Origin of the sequence: Ruminococcus sp. NK3A76 (genome assembly GCF_000686125.1) — a bacterium.
GTDB lineage: Bacteria > Bacillota > Clostridia > Oscillospirales > Ruminococcaceae > NK3A76.
In genome coordinates this window covers 2,363,837-2,380,130 of the sequence record NZ_JMMA01000002.1, presented here as the reverse complement: position 1 = coordinate 2,380,130, position 16,294 = coordinate 2,363,837, and the positions used below count along the sequence as shown (strand labels likewise).

The 16,294-nt window shown below is 46.9% G+C and carries 12 protein-coding genes; 7 read left to right on the top strand and 5 right to left on the bottom strand.

Translation table 11 applies throughout. The features are described from left to right. Positions 1-132: 132 nt before the first annotated feature. Positions 133-486 carry a hypothetical protein gene (locus CD05_RS0111070; protein WP_028510547.1) on the bottom strand — a complete coding sequence of 118 codons (354 nt, stop codon included), beginning with the start codon at positions 484-486 and terminating at the stop codon, positions 133-135. Between the two features lie 21 nt (positions 487-507). After that, complete coding sequence (gene pyrB / locus CD05_RS0111065) at positions 508-1,599, bottom strand: aspartate carbamoyltransferase (protein ID WP_037322961.1); 1,092 nt, start codon at positions 1,597-1,599, stop codon at positions 508-510. A gap of 176 nt (positions 1,600-1,775) precedes the next feature. On the opposite strand from pyrB, the gene CD05_RS19845 reads away from it, so the two are divergent. Continuing rightward, the gene (locus tag CD05_RS19845) at positions 1,776-3,656 is read left to right on the top strand and encodes a leucine-rich repeat domain-containing protein (RefSeq protein ID WP_051588959.1); all 1,881 of its coding nucleotides are present in this window, start codon (positions 1,776-1,778) and stop codon (positions 3,654-3,656) included. Between the two features lie 110 nt (positions 3,657-3,766). On the opposite strand, the gene CD05_RS0111055 is transcribed toward CD05_RS19845, so the two are convergent. Both CD05_RS0111055 and CD05_RS0111050 read right to left on the bottom strand, forming a co-directional pair. Continuing rightward, entirely contained in the window at positions 3,767-4,603 is an 837-nt protein-coding gene (locus CD05_RS0111055; protein ID WP_028510545.1) for an IS3 family transposase, read from the bottom strand. Continuing rightward, positions 4,600-4,950, bottom strand: coding sequence for a helix-turn-helix domain-containing protein (locus tag CD05_RS0111050; RefSeq protein WP_028510136.1), 351 nt, complete (start codon positions 4,948-4,950; stop codon positions 4,600-4,602). The genes CD05_RS0111055 and CD05_RS0111050 overlap by 4 nt, the downstream gene beginning before the upstream one ends. 394 nt (positions 4,951-5,344) lie before the next feature. Here CD05_RS0111050 and CD05_RS0111045 point away from each other — a divergent pair, with 394 nt between their 5' ends. Genes CD05_RS0111045 through CD05_RS0111035 form a run of 3 tightly spaced genes read left to right on the top strand, consistent with a single transcriptional unit; the run spans position 5,345 to position 7,798 of the window. After that, positions 5,345-6,739, top strand: coding sequence for a MurT ligase domain-containing protein (locus CD05_RS0111045; protein WP_028510544.1), 1,395 nt, complete (start codon positions 5,345-5,347; stop codon positions 6,737-6,739). Between the two features lie 21 nt (positions 6,740-6,760). Further along, positions 6,761-7,486, top strand: coding sequence for a glutamine amidotransferase (locus CD05_RS0111040; RefSeq protein WP_028510543.1), 726 nt, complete (start codon positions 6,761-6,763; stop codon positions 7,484-7,486). 15 nt (positions 7,487-7,501) lie between these two features. After that, a complete protein-coding gene (locus CD05_RS0111035) occupies positions 7,502-7,798 on the top strand; it encodes a hypothetical protein (protein ID WP_028510542.1) in 297 nt (98 codons plus the stop codon). Between the two features lie 422 nt (positions 7,799-8,220). On the opposite strand, the gene CD05_RS19840 is transcribed toward CD05_RS0111035, so the two are convergent. After that, positions 8,221-10,185 (bottom strand): CAP domain-containing protein, encoded by a 1,965-nt coding sequence (locus tag CD05_RS19840; protein ID WP_051588958.1) that lies wholly within the window; start codon positions 10,183-10,185, stop codon positions 8,221-8,223. Between the two features lie 480 nt (positions 10,186-10,665). Here CD05_RS19840 and CD05_RS19835 point away from each other — a divergent pair, with 480 nt between their 5' ends. From CD05_RS19835 to CD05_RS0111015, 3 genes are all read left to right on the top strand, one after another. Further along, positions 10,666-12,672, top strand: coding sequence for a leucine-rich repeat domain-containing protein (locus tag CD05_RS19835; protein WP_051588957.1), 2,007 nt, complete (start codon positions 10,666-10,668; stop codon positions 12,670-12,672). Further along, positions 12,672-13,523 carry an aldo/keto reductase gene (locus tag CD05_RS0111020; RefSeq protein WP_028510541.1) on the top strand — a complete coding sequence of 284 codons (852 nt, stop codon included), beginning with the start codon at positions 12,672-12,674 and terminating at the stop codon, positions 13,521-13,523. Before CD05_RS19835 ends, CD05_RS0111020 begins: the two co-directional genes overlap by 1 nt. Positions 13,524-14,092: 569 nt before the next feature. After that, the gene (locus tag CD05_RS0111015) at positions 14,093-16,252 is read left to right on the top strand and encodes a CotH kinase family protein (protein WP_028510540.1); all 2,160 of its coding nucleotides are present in this window, start codon (positions 14,093-14,095) and stop codon (positions 16,250-16,252) included. The last annotated feature ends 42 nt before the right edge of the window (positions 16,253-16,294 follow it).

The window sequence follows — 16,294 nt, the reverse complement described above, 5'->3', positions numbered from 1 at the left end:
CGCAAGTTTTGCTTCGCATAACTTGGCTTGCGCCGCACGGATATTATATTTATATTTATAATAGTTAAGCCCCCGGACTTTGCGAAAGTCTCGGGGGCGTTGTTTTATGTTTTGGAATAGTGTGGGATATTATTACTTGTATGTCTCTCCTCTGTATATTATCTTGCCTGTAAGGACATCGACAAAATAAGAACGTCCCAGCCAGTCATTTACAAGTATCCGGTCATCGGTTCTGCTGTGCATTCCTACATACGGCTGTTCGGTAGCTTTGGGAGGAAGAAACGGCTTCTGGTCTTCAATCCTCCATAAGAACTCTCCGTTATAGTCATAAGCACATATATTATTCAGCTCTGTATCTTCCTGAGGGTCAAAGTACAATACTATAACGAACGAATCAGTCATACATACCTGATGAACGGTGTTTTTGAAATTCTTTATTCTGCCGTTGATGACCAGTTGCTTAGTGCCTATATCAACTATATTCATTTTGTCCTCCTGTTTGCGCTGTTACACCAGTCTTCTCTCGTCGCAGTATTCGCAGACGAGCAGGCTTTCGTTGCCCTTGAAATAGCGGGGGAGATAAAGCTCGTGGTTTGTGATGCAGCCGGGGTTTGAGCAGGATATGCCCTTATGCTTTCTGCCTATAACGAGCGGCAGGCTCCTGCCCTTGTCCTTTGATTCGAGCATTGTGAGGATAAGCGCCATTCTGACATACATTCCGTACTTTGCCTGCTTGAAGTAGAGCGCTCTCTCGTCGTCATCTACCTCCATAGCTATCTCGTCAACTCTCGGCAGCGGGTGCAGCACTACAAGGTCATGCTTTGCAGCTTCTAACTTTTTGCGGTCGAGGATATAGAAGCCCTTCTGTGCTAAGTAATCCTCCTTTGAAGCGAAGCGCTCCTGCTGGATACGGGTCATATAGAGCACATCGAGCTCTGGCATAGCATCGTCAAGGCTCTGCACCTCCTTGAAGTCGAGCCCCGATGCCGAAAGGATATCCTTTATATATACAGGCAGCGAGAGCTCCTTGGTGGAGATGAGTATAAAGCGGTTGTTTTTAAAGCAGCTCATAGCCTTTATGAGCGAGTGAACGGTACGGCCGTTTTTAAGGTCGCCGCAAAGGCCTATCGTCAGCCCTTCGAGAGTGCCCTTTTCTTCTTTTAAGGTCAGCAGGTCGGTGAGCGTCTGTGTCGGGTGGAGGTGGCCGCCGTCGCCTGCGTTTATCACAGGGCATTCCGCCGTGAGAGCCGCCGCCTTTACCGAGCCTGCGAGAGGGTGGCGCATTACCATTATATCGGCATAGCCCGAGACTATCTTTGTCGTGTCCTTAAGGTTCTCGCCCTTGGCAACAGACGATGTGGCAGGGTTGTCAAAGCCGATTATCGTGCCGCCGAGTCTGAGCATCGCCGTCTGGAAAGACATCTGCGTTCTTGTTGACGGCTCGTAGAAAAGCGTGCCCATTATCTTGCCCTTGCAGCTTTCCATGTACTTTTCAGGTTCTGAAATGATACCGTGAGCCCGCTCCAGCAGCGAGAGCCACCAGTCAACAGGGTAGTCGTTAAGGTCTATGAGGTTTAGGTATTTGTTTGTGATATCCATACATATATCCGTCCTTTATCTTAAGGTCAATACTATTATAACATAAAGCAGGAGATTTTTCAATAAATATTTATTAATAATAATAATTGACATGAGCTTTGGAATGTGTTATACTATAAAATGGCATAATAAATGAACATATAAATAACATTTAATAATTTTTAAGGAGTGATATTATGTTGAAGAAAATTCTGTCATCTGCCCTTGCGCTGAGCATGGTGTTCGGCACGGCAGCTGTTCTGCCGGAGGCAGTAGTTTCAGAAACAGGAAGCATTATCGCAGCACAGGCTGCAAACTCAGGAACTTGCGGTAAAAATGTAAAATGGTCGCTTGATGCCAGCGGCACTCTCACTATCAGCGGAAGCGGAGCAATGGATGATTACAGCTATGCAAGCAATACTGAAGCTCCGTGGTACTGGGAATATGAGAACGTCAAGAAGGTAGTCATCAGCAATGGCGTTACAAACATAGGCGACTGGGCATTCAGAGAATGCTCGAACCTTACAAGCGTAACAATGCCCAACACTGTTACAAAGATAGGTAAAAATGCATTCAGGACCTGCTCGAGCCTTACAACTGTGACCTTCTCAAGCAACCTCACAACTATTGATGAGTCTGCTTTCTATTTCTGTAAAGGCCTTAAGAGCGTAACTGTTCCGGACAGTGTTACAAGCATCGGTGCAAGCGCATTTATTAGCTGCGAGAGCTTTACAAGCATAACTATCCCGGACAGTGTTACAGACATCGGCTACGATGCATTCAAGAACTGCAATAACCTCACAATAAAGTGCTACAGCGGTTCGACAGCTGAGAAGTATGCTAACAAGAACGAGATCAAGTGCCAGCTTCTTACCAAGCCTGTACATAATCATTCATACACCTCAAAGATAACAAAGGCTGCTACCTGCGCAGAGGACGGTATCAGAACCTACACCTGCTCATGCGGCAACACATATACCGAAACAATAAAGGCACCCGGCCACAAGTACAGCCCGAAGGTAGTTAAGCCCACATATGAGTCTGAGGGCTACACACTTCACACCTGCTCTGTATGCGGCAACAGCTATAAGGACAGCTTTACTGATAAGCTCCACAAGCATTCCTACACATCTGAGATCACAAAGAGAGCTACCTGCACAGAGGACGGCGAAAAGACATATACCTGCTCCTGCGGCGATAAGTACACAGAAGTGATAAAGAAGACAGGCCACAAGTACACATCTAAGGTCACAAAGGCTGCTACCTGCGTCAAGGAAGGCGTTAAGACATATACCTGCTCTGTATGCAACAGCAGCTACACCGAGCCGATAAAGGCTACAGGCCACAAGTACACATCTAAGGTAACTAAGACAGCTACCTGCGGCAAGGACGGCGTAAAGACATTTACCTGCTCGACCTGCGGCAGCACATACACAGAAGCTATAAAGGCTACAGGTGATCACAAGTACACTGCAAAGGTAGTAAAGCCTACATACGATGCACAGGGCTACACACTGCACACCTGCTCGGTATGCGGCAAGAGCTATAAGGACACATACACAGCAAAGCTTGTCCGCACAAGCATCGCAAAGGCTTCTATAACAGGCCTTAAGAGCAAGTACTACACAGGCAAGGCTATCACACAGACTCCTGATGTCAAGCTCGGCAGCAAGACCCTTAAGTCCGGCACAGACTACACTGTATCCTTCAGCAGCAACAAGGCAGTAGGTACAGCAACAGTCAAAATAACAGGCAAGGGCGCTTACACAGGCACAGCAAAGGCTACATTCAAGATCCTTCCTAAGAAGACTACTCTCAAGACTGCTACAAGCCCCAAGACAAAGCAGCTCAAGGTAACATACACAAAGGTCGCTGACGTTACAGGCTATCAGATCACATACTCTACAGACAAGAACTTCAAGACAAAGGCTTCCAAGAATTCCGCTAAGCTCACAAAGACTATATCTGGTCTTACAAAGGGCAAGACATACTATGTAAAGGTTCGTACATACAGAACTGTCAGCGGCACAAAGTACTACAGCGGCTACAGCGCTGTAAAGGCAGTCAAGATCAAGTAATAATATGATCTATAAGCCGAGGGAATAAACTGAACTGACCCCAAAAAGTTAGACAAACTTTTCAAAGAAAACTTGTGCAAAGCGACTAAGAGAGATCTTGGTCGCTTTTGTCATGCAGCGTTGAGCCTGTATTCAACAGGTGACATTCCATCAAGCTTAAGCTTGATGCGCTTTGTGTTGTACCAAACGATGTATGAATGTAGTTCTGAAATGAAGTGCTCAACAGATGAGAATTCCTGTAAGTAGAGAAGTTCTGTTTTCAGCAATCCAAAGAAGTTTTCTGCGCAGGCGTTATCAAGACAGTTTCCCTTTCGTGACATACTTTGTCTTATGCCTTTATCTTTGAGCATTTTCTGGTACTGCTTGTGCTGATACTGCCAGCCCTGATCTGAATGCAAAATGAGTCCGGTGTTTTCCGGTATCTTTGCAAATGCTTTATTCAACATATCGGTCACTTGATTCAAATTAGGGTGGTAACTCAGGTTGTAGGACACAACCTCTCCGTTGAAAAGATCGATGATGGGCGACAGATACAGCTTGACACCAAACAGAGCAAACTCTGTCACATCTGTGACCCATTTCTGATTTGGCTTATCCGCTTTAAAATCACGTTCCAGAAGATTTGGTGCTATTCTGCCGACTTCACCCCTGAATGAGTTGTATTTCTTCATGCGAACGCGGCAGAATATACCCATTTTACGCATTAATCGCTGAATTGTCTTGTGGTTTATCCTATGCGTTTTTCTCAGTTCTTTCGTTATCCTACGATAGCCATAGCGTCCTTTGCTTTCATCATATATCCTGCGGATCTCTTCCTTGATCGCTGCATATTTATCCGGTTTTGGATCATTGAGTTGCTTGCTGTAATAGTAATAGGTGCTGCGAGGGATACCGGCAACATCAATGAGCAGACCTATCTTGAATTCATGCCTCAGTTCCCAGATCACTTGTGCTTTTTCTCTTGCCGTACCCTTTCGGAAACCAAGGCATTCAATTTTTTTAAGTATGCATTCTCCGCACGAAGACGCTGAACCTCGGCTATGAGGTCTTCTTCGACTTCTTTTTTCAGTTTTGGAGGACGACCTGTTGATTTGCGCCCACGACGTTCAACATAAAATCCTTCTTTGCCTTCTTCAAGATAGATGCGCTCCCACTTCGCAACTGTCTTATCTCCTTGTGGAATGTCAAATTGTCTTGCAGTTTCCATATAACTTAATTTCTCGTTCTGCATTGTTTCAACCACTTTGATCTTAAATTCGGGTGTGTATCTCTTATTGGGTATTCCTTTAGGCATAAAAATGCCCCCCCTTTCGTTAGATTCCTAATTGGTATGTTTCTATTATACCACATTGTCTAACAAAAGGGGAGCATTTCAATAAACCCCCTCGGCTTTTTTATTTTCACAAAACATCTTGCAAACAGGCGGCAAGTGTGGTATAATTTATTAGTTAGAGTACAGTTAACAGTGAATAGTTAACTGTTAACAGTTGTGTTATCGCCATTCGGGCGATAGATGCTCATTCGGGCGATAGATGCTCATTCGGGCTTGTCGGGGCGGCAATATCGCTAATATAAAATCAAAACGTTCGGGCAAGAGTCTGAATGGACATATCGTCCGCCGAAGGCGGACACCTTAACTATTAACTGTTAACTGTAAACTGTTAACTAAATAAGCGGAGGGAATGATAATGGGAATACGCTCGGCGTTTGCGGTGATGTGCGGAAAGTTCACCGCTAAAATGCTTCATATAATGGGCAGAGGCGGCACGTCTCTCCCCGGGGTGGTGACACTTAAGCTCTGCCCGAACGTCCTCGGCGCACTTGCTAAGGATATCAAGGTGATATGCGTTACCGGCACAAACGGCAAGACGACCACCTGCCATGCCATAACCGATATACTCACGGCAAACGGCTATACCTGCCTTTCAAACGAGGCCGGCGCTAATATGTTAAATGGTGTTGTCAGCTGCTTTATGAATGCTGCGTCGCTCACTGGTAAGGTGAAGCGTGACTATGCCGTGCTCGAATGCGATGAGGCGAGCCTTCGCCATATAACAAGGAGCTTCGGTAAGCTCGATGTCACAGTCGTGGTGACGAATGTCTTCCGTGACCAGCTCGACCGCTACGGCGAGGTGCTCACGACCCTTGACCTTATCAAGCAGGGGCTTGCGAATGTTCCTCAGACCTCGCTCGTGCTCAATGCCGACTGCTCGCTGACATCTTCTCTTGCCGAGACGACAGAGCACAAGGACGTGACATTCTTTGGTGTCAACACGAGCTTTGACAACACAAGCTCGACAGATATCTCAGATGCCGTTTACTGCATAAAGTGCAAGACCAAGTATAAATACCGCAGCCACACCTTCGGCCACCTCGGCGATTTCTACTGCGAGAACTGCGGCTACCACAGGGAAAAGCCATTTGTTGCTATAGAGCAAGTAAAGGAATTCAAGGCAGCATCGGCTGAAGTGGTCATGTCGATAGACGGCAGCAGCTATGATGCAAAAATTACCCTCCCCGGGGCGTATAATCTATATAACGGCCTTGCAGCGGCAGCGATAGGCAAAACGATAGGGCTCGATGACAAGACGGTTATCTCATCTATGAGCAAGCTCACGACACCTTTCGGCAGAATGGAGCATATACCGCTCACTGACAAGGGCGTTGAGATGATACTTGTCAAAAACCCTGCCGGCTTCAACGAAGTCATATCCTTCCTGACAGCACACTGTACGGGGGAGGACGATATACTTTTCGGCCTTAACGACAACTCGGCTGACGGCACTGACGTTTCGTGGATATGGGACGTTGAGTTTGAAAAGCTCAGCGAACGCATAAAGGAAATAAGTACAGAAAAACAGACATATTACTTCACCGGCAAGCGTGGCGAGGACCTTGAGGTAAGGCTCAAATACGCAGGCTTCGACACCTCGAAATTCCAGCTCGACAAGGATTACAGAACGCTTATCCAGACGCTGAAAGGCACCGGCAGGCACACCTACATGGTGCTCTCGTACACAGTCATGCTCGCATTCAGGGACAAGCTCGGCGAGGTAGTAGAGCTTAAGAAGTACGCAAGATAGCAAATAAAAGAGGGCAAAAAAATGGATAGAATAAAAATATGCCACCTTTATCACGATGTGCTCAATCTCTACGGCGACACGGGCAACGTTGTCTCGATGAGAAAGAGGCTCGAATGGCGTGGCTTTGAAGTAGATGTTACCGACCTTTCATTCGGCGAATTTGACAGAAACGTGAAATACGACATCATCTTCATAGGCGGCGGCCAGGATTTTGAGCAGGGCATACTCACAGAGGACTTATTCAAGTACAAGGCCGGCTGGCTTACCGAGCAGATAGAGAATGACACGACTGTGCTCGCTATCTGCGGCGGATATCAGATGCTCGGCAACTACTACATTACCGACAAGGGCGAGAATATAAAGTTTTTGGGCGCAGTCGATTTCTACACCAAGGCATCGAGCCCACGAATGATAGGAAACATCGTTTATTCTACTGAGCTCAACGGCGCATCGCCTGTTGCAGCATTTGAGAACCACAGCGGCAAGACCTACCTCGGCAAGGGAGTAGAGCCGCTTGGCAGGGTGATAAAGGGCTTTGGCAACAACGGTGAGGACGGCGGCGAGGGCGCACGCTACAAAAATGTATTTGCGACATACGGTCACGGGCCGCTTCTGCCGAAAAACCCGGTCTTCTGCGACAGCATTCTGCTAACAGCGCTTAAGGCTCACGGTGTTAATGACTTAAGCGAGCTTGATGACAGCATAGAGAACGCCGCCCTTAAAAACGCACTCGCACTTTACGGTTAAGGAGGAAAAAGCCTTATGATGCACGGACTTTTCGATATGCCGACATTTGCGTATTTCGACTTCGGCAACATATGGACGGGCAGCATCTACAGAGAGTTCAACTACAAGATATACCCGAAGAAAAAAGACGAGCCGCCCGAGCTCTACACGATAATATGGTTCGGCAAAAAGAGCATCGACAACGTGACCGAGGAGGAGTATGAAAAGGTGCTCCACCACGAGTTCTCGCCCGAGGGCTACGAGCAGCTGCTTGCCGACTTAAACGCCGAAGCAAAGGAATTTGCAAAGACCCACAGGACGATATTCTACTGAACACGAAAAAGGAGGCTGTACATTAATTTGTACAGCCCCTTTTTCTGTAATAAAATATATGAGGAGGAAATGCATAGGCGGAGAATGTCATAAGCCGCCTGCATCTTGATATTATTATGCCCGGTGTGGGGAGTATTATTCAGCTAAAAACAATAAAGGCAACACCGCCGGGCCACCGGCGGATACCTTTGCACGCCATCCACTTGCAAATTTTCCGTCATATTACCCAAATTCACCTCCGCATACTTTAGTATACGGAATATACGTTAGTATTCCTGCGGCAAATTTAGCCAATCTGACGAAAAATTTGACTGCGTGTCTGACGTACAATGGCCCAGCGGTGTTGCCTAAAATGCCCGGAAGCGTTTTAAGAAAACTTCCGGGCGATATTATTATATCCGGTTGCCTTTGACGACTACGGTCTATCCCATGAATATCTGCGTCCAGTAATAGCCGTATGTCGAGTTTGCTTTGTAAACGAGCCCTACGCCGATGTCAGTATAGCTCGGATTGAGAATGTTTTCTCTGTGGCCGGTGGAGTTCATCCAGGCAGACACTACTTCCTTTGGTGTGCGCTGGCCGCCTGCGATGTTTTCACCACAGGTGTAGTAAGCTATATCGTCAAGCACTGTAAAGCACATCGTTCCGTTCGGGCGTGCGTGTGAGAACAGCTGTACTATCTCCTTTGAGCGTATCATGGCCTTGCTGTACAGCGTTTCGTTGAGCTTGAGCGCCTTAAGACCTCGTGATGTGCGCTCCTTGTTTACGAGCGTGACCACCTGCTTGGTGTATTGCCACATCTTGTAGTCCTGCGCCGAGAGTATCTTGAAGGTCTTCTTTATCGTGCCTTTGTAGTTGCCCTTGCCGGTTATGATGACTGTGGCTGTGCCTGTCTTTTTGTTGTTCTTATAGGTCACTGTGTAGTCTCTGCCCTTTTTGAGCGTCACACCGCCTACAGTGACTTTTTTTACAGCAGGCTTTATTGCCTTGCCGGTGTATTTGTATCTCTTGCTGATGCCTGTTACCTTGGCTTTTGCAACAGATGCCTTGGATATCTTGAATGTCTTTTTTATGCTGCCCTTGTAGCTGCCCTTGCCGGTTATCGTGAGAGTTGCAGTGCCTACGGCCTTGTTGTTTTTGTAGGTCACAGTGTAGTCTGTGCCGCTCTTTAAGGTCTTGCCGTTAAGTTTGACAACAGGTGACTGCTTGATAGCCTTGCCGGTGTAGGATTTGTTTTTGATGCCTGTCACAGCGGCCTTGGAAAGGCTTATCCTGCTTATCTTAAAGCTCTTTGTTGCCGTGCCGGAGTATTTGCCCTTGCCGGTAACTGTCACAGATGCCGTGCCTTCGTTGGTGTTGTTCTTGTACACAGCGGTGTAGTCGGTGCCGGACTTAAGTGCCATGCTGCCGTTTTTGATAGTCAGCGTGGGGGTCTTTGCCTTGCCGTCGTATGTATACGATGTCTGGCTGAGCTTGATATCAAGTGCCGAGACATCTCTGAGGTCATAGAGGTCATAGCTGATGCCGTTGCTCTTTGCGTACTGCACAGCGGCAGAACCGCTCTTGCAGTGGAGCGTTATGCCACGGCAGTCTGTGAAAGCCCGCGAGCCTATACTTGTTACAGTATCGGGAACAGTCAGCTCGGTGACAGCCGCAGGGCAGGCGATGAGTTTTTTAGCGCCCTTTGTGTAAAGCACACCGTCTACGCTCTCATACGAAGGGTTGTTCCTGTCAACGGTTATCGCTCTGAGCGACGATGTGCCTACCAGACCCTTATCGTGGATATAGGTAACAGTGCTTGGAATGTTTACCTTTGTAATGGCAGAATCCTCAGACGATAATGCACAGGCTGCAATGGCTTTGACACCGTATGGTATATCCAGCGTGCCGGAGCAGTTCATAGCTTCGATAAGGATATTGTTTACTATCACAGGGTCAGAAGACGCTGATGTCTTATTGGACATCCATGCTGTAGAGCTGAATGCAAAAGCATCTATCTGCTCGACAGTTGAGGGGATAGAGATATCGCTCAGATACCACTGCGACCAAAAGCAGTATCTTCCTATCTTTTTCACACCCTCGGGAATGATGACCTTAGTCAGGTCAACTGCGTCCATTGAATAAAAATCATGTATAAACGCATTTTCACCGAGCGATGTGACCTTTTTGCCGTCTATCTTTGAAGGTATCTGTACCTGCGACTGGCTGCCGTTGTATTTTGTTATCTCGACAGTGCCGTCAGCGAGCACCTGGTATTCGTACTCATTATATGTCTTCGCATTTGCCGATATCAGCGAGCCGACAGACACGCTCCCCTCGGGCAGAGCCGCCGCCGTGCCGAAGACCATACACAGCGCAAGGGCAGACGAGAGAATTTTCTTAAGCATGATAACACTTCCTTTTTTATTAAATAATACAATTTTATTATACCATATAAGCAAAGCGCATATGGTATAATTGCCCGATTTGCAGGGAGCAGATCTTTGATCTGCGTATCTGCAAGGGCATAAAGATAGAATATAATGAATGCATCGCATTCATTATACCATATAAGCAAAGCGCATATGGTATAATTGCCCGATTTGCAGGGAGCAGATCTTTGATCTGCGTATCTGCAAGGGCATAAAGATAAATTATAATGAATGCTTTGCATTCATTATACCATATTTAACAGCAAGCTGCAAGGCTCATTTATCCAAAAATCCCCTGGCAAAATTGTAGATAACAGACAAAGAGGAGGGGGAGAATGGGGGGTTGTGGGAATTATACAATCATTTTTCTGTCAATTTGTAGATATTCGAGCTTGCGGAAATATTGTAAATATGTTATAATATAAACAGATTTATTGTATCAAAGGAGTGTTTTGTATGCTTAAGAAGATATTATCATCAGTCCTTGCACTGTGCATGGTTTTCGGTACTGCGGCGGTATTGCCGGAGGGGGCGGTGTCGCTTGGCTCGGATATTTTGGCGAGTGCTGTTACCTATGGAGATTATGAGTATACTGTGCTTGATGACGGTACGGTAGAGATAAGCGAGTATAAAGGCAGTGATGCTGAAGTAACTATTCCTTCAACTATTGACGGCAAAAAGGTCACAAGCATTGGCGATTTTGCGTTTTATGTCTGCGAAAGCCTTAAAAGCATAACCATTCCCAACAGCGTTACAAATATTGGCGAAGATGCGTTTTATCTCTGCGAAAGCCTTACAAGCATAACCATTCCCAACAGCGTTACAAGCATTGGTGATTATGCGTTTTGTGGCTGCAAAAGCCTTACAAGCATAACCATTCCCAACAGCGTTACAAGCATTGGTAAGGGTGCATTTTCTTACTGCGAAAGCCTTACAAGTATAACCATTCCCAACAGCGTTATAAGCATTGGAAATCTTGCGTTTTATGGCTGTGATAGCCTTACAAGCATAACCATTCCCAACAGCGTTACAAGTATTGGTGTGTGTGCATTTATCTGCCAAAACCTTAGGAGTATAACTGTTGATGAAAACAACAAAGCTTTTTCATCATATGACGGAGTATTATTTAATAAGAATAAAACCGAATTGATCACTTGCCCGGGCGCAAAGCAAAGATTGAATATACCAAACGGCGTAACAAGCATTGGTGATAATGCTTTTTACTATTGCAAAAAAATGACATCTGTTACATTGCCGGACAGTATTACAAGCATTGGAGAGTTGGCATTCCATGCTTGTACAAGCCTTAAAGCGATAGCTTTGCCTGACAGCGTTAAAAGCATTGGATGTGGAGCGTTTCATAGCTGTGACAATATTATGGAAATATCGATCCCTAAAAGCTTGACAAGTATCGGAGAAGATGCTTTTTCCAACTGCAAAAATCTTAAAAGAATAAGTGTTGATGCTGATAATACGGCATATTCCTCCGTCGATGATGTATTGTATAATAAGAATAAAACTGTATTGATTTTCTGTCCGATTGGAAAATCGAGTATAACGATTCCGAGCGGTGTTACAAGTATCTGGCATCATGCATTTATGTGCGGAAGCATCACAAGCGTTGTACTGCCTGACGGCGTTAAAAGTATCGGTGGTTCTGCGTTTTTGGGTTGCCCAGGACTTAAAAGTGTAACCATACCAAACAGCGTCACAAGCATCGGCGATGATGCATTCAATGGCTGCGATGTAGTTACCATAAAATGCAACAGCGGCACTGCTGCCGAAAAATACGCCAAAGAAAAAAACATCAAATATGAGCTTTTAGTCAAGCCCGCCCACACCCACTCCTATACCAAAAAGGTCATAAAGCCCACCTACGACGCCCAGGGCTACACCCTCCACACCTGCTCCTGCGGTGACAGCTACAAGGACACCTACACCGCAAAGCTGACACGCACAAGCATAGCAAAAGCCACAGTCTCCGGTCTTTCCAACAAGACCTACACCGGCAAGGCCATAACTCAGAAGCCTGTCGTTAAAGCCGGCGGCAAGACCCTTAAAGCCGGCACAGACTACACCGTAACCTACAAGAACAACAAGGCCGTAGGTACTGCGACTGTCTCCATAACCGGCAAGGGCGCATATAAGGGCACAGTCAGCAAGACATTCAAGATTCTCCCGAAAAAGACCACCCTTAAAACCGCCAAGTCGCCTAAGACAAAGCAGCTCAAAGTCACCTACAGCAAGGTCGCAGGCGTGACAGGCTATCAGGTGACATACTCGACAAGTGCTAAGTTTACAAAGGCAGCAACAAAGTCTGTAAACGTCAAGGGCACTTCCAAGACGATATCTAAGCTGACAAAGGGCAAGACCTACTACGTCAAAGTCCGCAGCTATAAGACAGTCGGCAAGACAAAGTTCTACAGCGGCTATTCGGCAGTCAAGAAAGTCAAGGTAAAGTGATGAAAAAAGTCAAACTCAAAAGCGGCATCAGCGTGCCTGCGATAGGGCAGGGAACGTGGAAGATAGGCGACCGTGCTGACAAAAGAGAGCAGGAGATACAAGCCCTCAGAACAGGCATCGAGCACGGCATGACGCTTATCGACACGGCGGAGATGTACGGCGACGGCAGGAGCGAGTCGGCGGTGGGCGAAGCGATAACCCCCTACGGCCGTGAAGGGCTGTTTATCGTGTCGAAAGTCCTGCCGCAAAACGCCGGCCGCAGGAATATGCGCCGCTCATGCGAGGAGAGCTTGAAGCGCCTGAAGACAGACTATTTAGACCTCTATCTCTACCACTGGCGAGGGGGGATACCTCTGCGTGAGACGGTGGAGTGCTTGCAGGAGCTAAAGATAAGCGGCCTTATCCGTGAGTGGGGCGTGTCGAATTTCAACACGGCCGATATGCAGGAGCTTGAAGCGCTCAGCTCCGGCAATAACTGCACCGCCGTTCAGGATCTCTACCACATCGGCTCACGAGGCACGGAATACAGCCTTAAGCCGTATCTCAAAGGCCGGGGGATAGCTTTCATGGCCTACTGCCCCCTTGCGATAAACGGCAGCTTAAGGCGTGGCATCACTGATAATGCGGTGCTTCGGCAGATAGCATCAGCTCACAGCGCCACAGTGCAGCAGATAATGCTTGCGTGGGCTGTCCGTGACGGAAACACTATCGCTATCCCAAAAAGCTCATCGCAACAGCACACCACAGAAAACGCTCAGGCAGCAGATATCCAGCTCACCGAAGATGAGCTGACAATGCTTGATAAGGAGTTTCCTGCACCCGACAGAGAAGTGGCGCTCGATGTGGAGTGAGAAGGTAAAGTCTTCGCATATATGTTAAGGCAACACCGCACAAAGACCGCCTGAAGGCTTTGTACGCAACTTACTTGCATCTTTTCCGTCATATTACACATTTTTTCCTTGAAATACGGTAGTATTCCTTCGGAAAACCTGTGCGATCTGACGAAAAAGCTGACTGTGCAATTTGCGCACAATCTTCGTGCGGTGTTGCCTTAAAGCATACAAACCGCTCATATCAGGCATTTCTGCGGTGATACTTGCAATCCTGCCGCATACGCAAACAAGGCAGCCGCCGAGCTAAGAGAAAAGGGCTGCGATGTGGTGATAGGGCTTGTTCACTCGTATTATCCTGCCGAGCTTGCAAAGCAAATAAGCGGCGTTGACATATGGTGATAGATGAGGACATCACCGACAAGGACGGAAAAGCTATACACAGGCCGGAGCGCTCTTAGTCGGGCGCTTTGGTATTTGTCTGTTTTCTACAATACGCCATATCATTATTTGGACAATTATCTGTCTTGCGGAAGTATCAAAAATGTGTTATAATGAACACACAATTATAATATAAAAGGAGGAAACCTATGAAGCTATTTAATAGAATAAGTGCAGCAGCCTGTGCGGCGGCTTTGTCGGTGAGTATGCTGAGCATCGCCGATGTGTCTGCACATGACTACGAGTCGCTCGGGGTCGATGCTTCTGCAAAGACGGCGTTTGAGAAGGACGTTGACGCAAAGACACAGCTGCCTGTAGTCAGCATAACCACCAAAAACAACAGCGAAATGATACTCTCCAAAGAAGAATACACCGACTGCGTTGTCGATGTGTTCGGGGCTGATGAGAAATACGATCTTAACGAAGTTTCCGCCGGGATAAAGGTAAGAGGAAACTCCTCGGCTTATTACGGCAATGTTGAGCAGATAAAGAAAAACCCTGTTCCTTACCGCATAAAGTTTGACAAGAAGCAGAATATGCTCGGACTCAACGACGGTGCAAAATGCAAAAGCTGGGTGCTGCTGAAGACCGACTGGAATATCTGCGCAAACTCCGTTGCGTTCAGAATGGCTGGTGAGATATTCGATGATACGGCATTCGTGTCCGACTGCGAGTATGTTCACCTTTATGTAAACGACAAGCTGCAGGGCACATACCTTCTGTGCGAGCAGTCGCAGGTCGATAAAAACAGAGTCGATGTTACAGAGCCTGAAAAGGACTATACAGGCACTGACATAGGCTATTATCTTGAGCTTGACAACTACGCAACATCTGACAGCGACCCTTATATCTGCATGGATTACGAGGGCGCTACAGTTACCGACCTTAGGGCAACGGAGAGGCAGTTCGTGCCGGCTGAATACAGCATCAAAAACGACATATATTCTATAGACCAGGTCGATTACATAGATAAGTACTTAAACAATGTTTTTGAGCTTATCTACAGGGCGACCGAGAAGAATGAGTTCTTAGCGCTTGACAAGGACAATAACCTTGTGCCTTCAAACTACAAGAGCGCCGAGGAAGCTATCTGTGCAGTTCTCGATATAGAGTCAGTTGTCGATATGTATCTGCTTTATGAGATAGTTCACGACTACGACTGCGGCGAGGGCAGCTTCTATATGTGTGTTGATTTCTCAAAGGACAGCAAAGTTCCCAAGCTGCAATTCACCTCTCCGTGGGACTTCAACTGGGCATACAACGACAGCACATCACGCTACTGGGCAGGCGCATTCTGCGAAAAGAGCTTTGCAAAACAGTATGGCGACCGTTCAAACCCCTGGTTCATCCTTTTGGCAAAGCAGGAATGGTTCCGCAGCCTTTGTACAAAAAAGTGGATAGCTGAGAGTGCTAACGTCAAGGCAGCAGTTGCCGAGGAAAGAGCAGTTTTGGCACAGTACAAGGAAGATATAAACAAAACGCAGGCCTACGGCACAGACAATGCCGAGAATACTCTCAGGTGGGTCGATGACCGTCTTAAATGGATGGACAAGGCTTTCTCCGAACACACCCACGAGTATACATCAAAGGTGACAAAGAAGCCCACCTGCTCGGCAGAGGGTGTTACGACATACACCTGCAAATGCGGCATCAAGTACACCGAAAAGATTCCTGCAACAGGCGAGCACAAGTACACCGCCGAGGTAGTAAAGCCCACCTACAATGCCCAGGGCTACACCCTGCACAAATGCTCCGAGTGCGGCAAGAGCTACAAGGACACCTACACCAAAAAGCTTGTCCGCACAAGCATAGCCAAAGCCAAGGTAAGCAGCGTTAAGAACAAGTATTACACCGGCAAGGCAATAACTCAGAAGCCTGTCGTAAAGCTCGGCTCAAATACCCTTATAGCCGGCACTGACTACACCGTTTCTTACAAGAACAACAAGGCTATAGGTACTGCAACAGTCACGATAACCGGCAAGGGCGCATACACGGGCACAGTCAAGACTACCTTCAAGATATTCCCGCAGAAGACGACACTAAAATCTGCCAAATCGCCCAAGACCAGACAGCTCAAAGTCACATACAGCAAGGTGGCAAATGTTACAGGTTATCAGGTGACCTACTCGACTTCTTCTAAGTTTACCAAGAAGACCACAAAGAGCGTGAATGTCAAGGGTACATCAAAGACTATATCTAAGCTCACAAAGGGCAAGACATATTACGTCAAGGTGCGCACTTACAAGACGGTAGGCAAGACCAAGTTCTGCAGCGGATATTCGGCTGTCAAGAAAGTCAAGGTAAAATAGCATAAAAATCAGGACACGGCACAAATTATGTGGCGTGTCCTT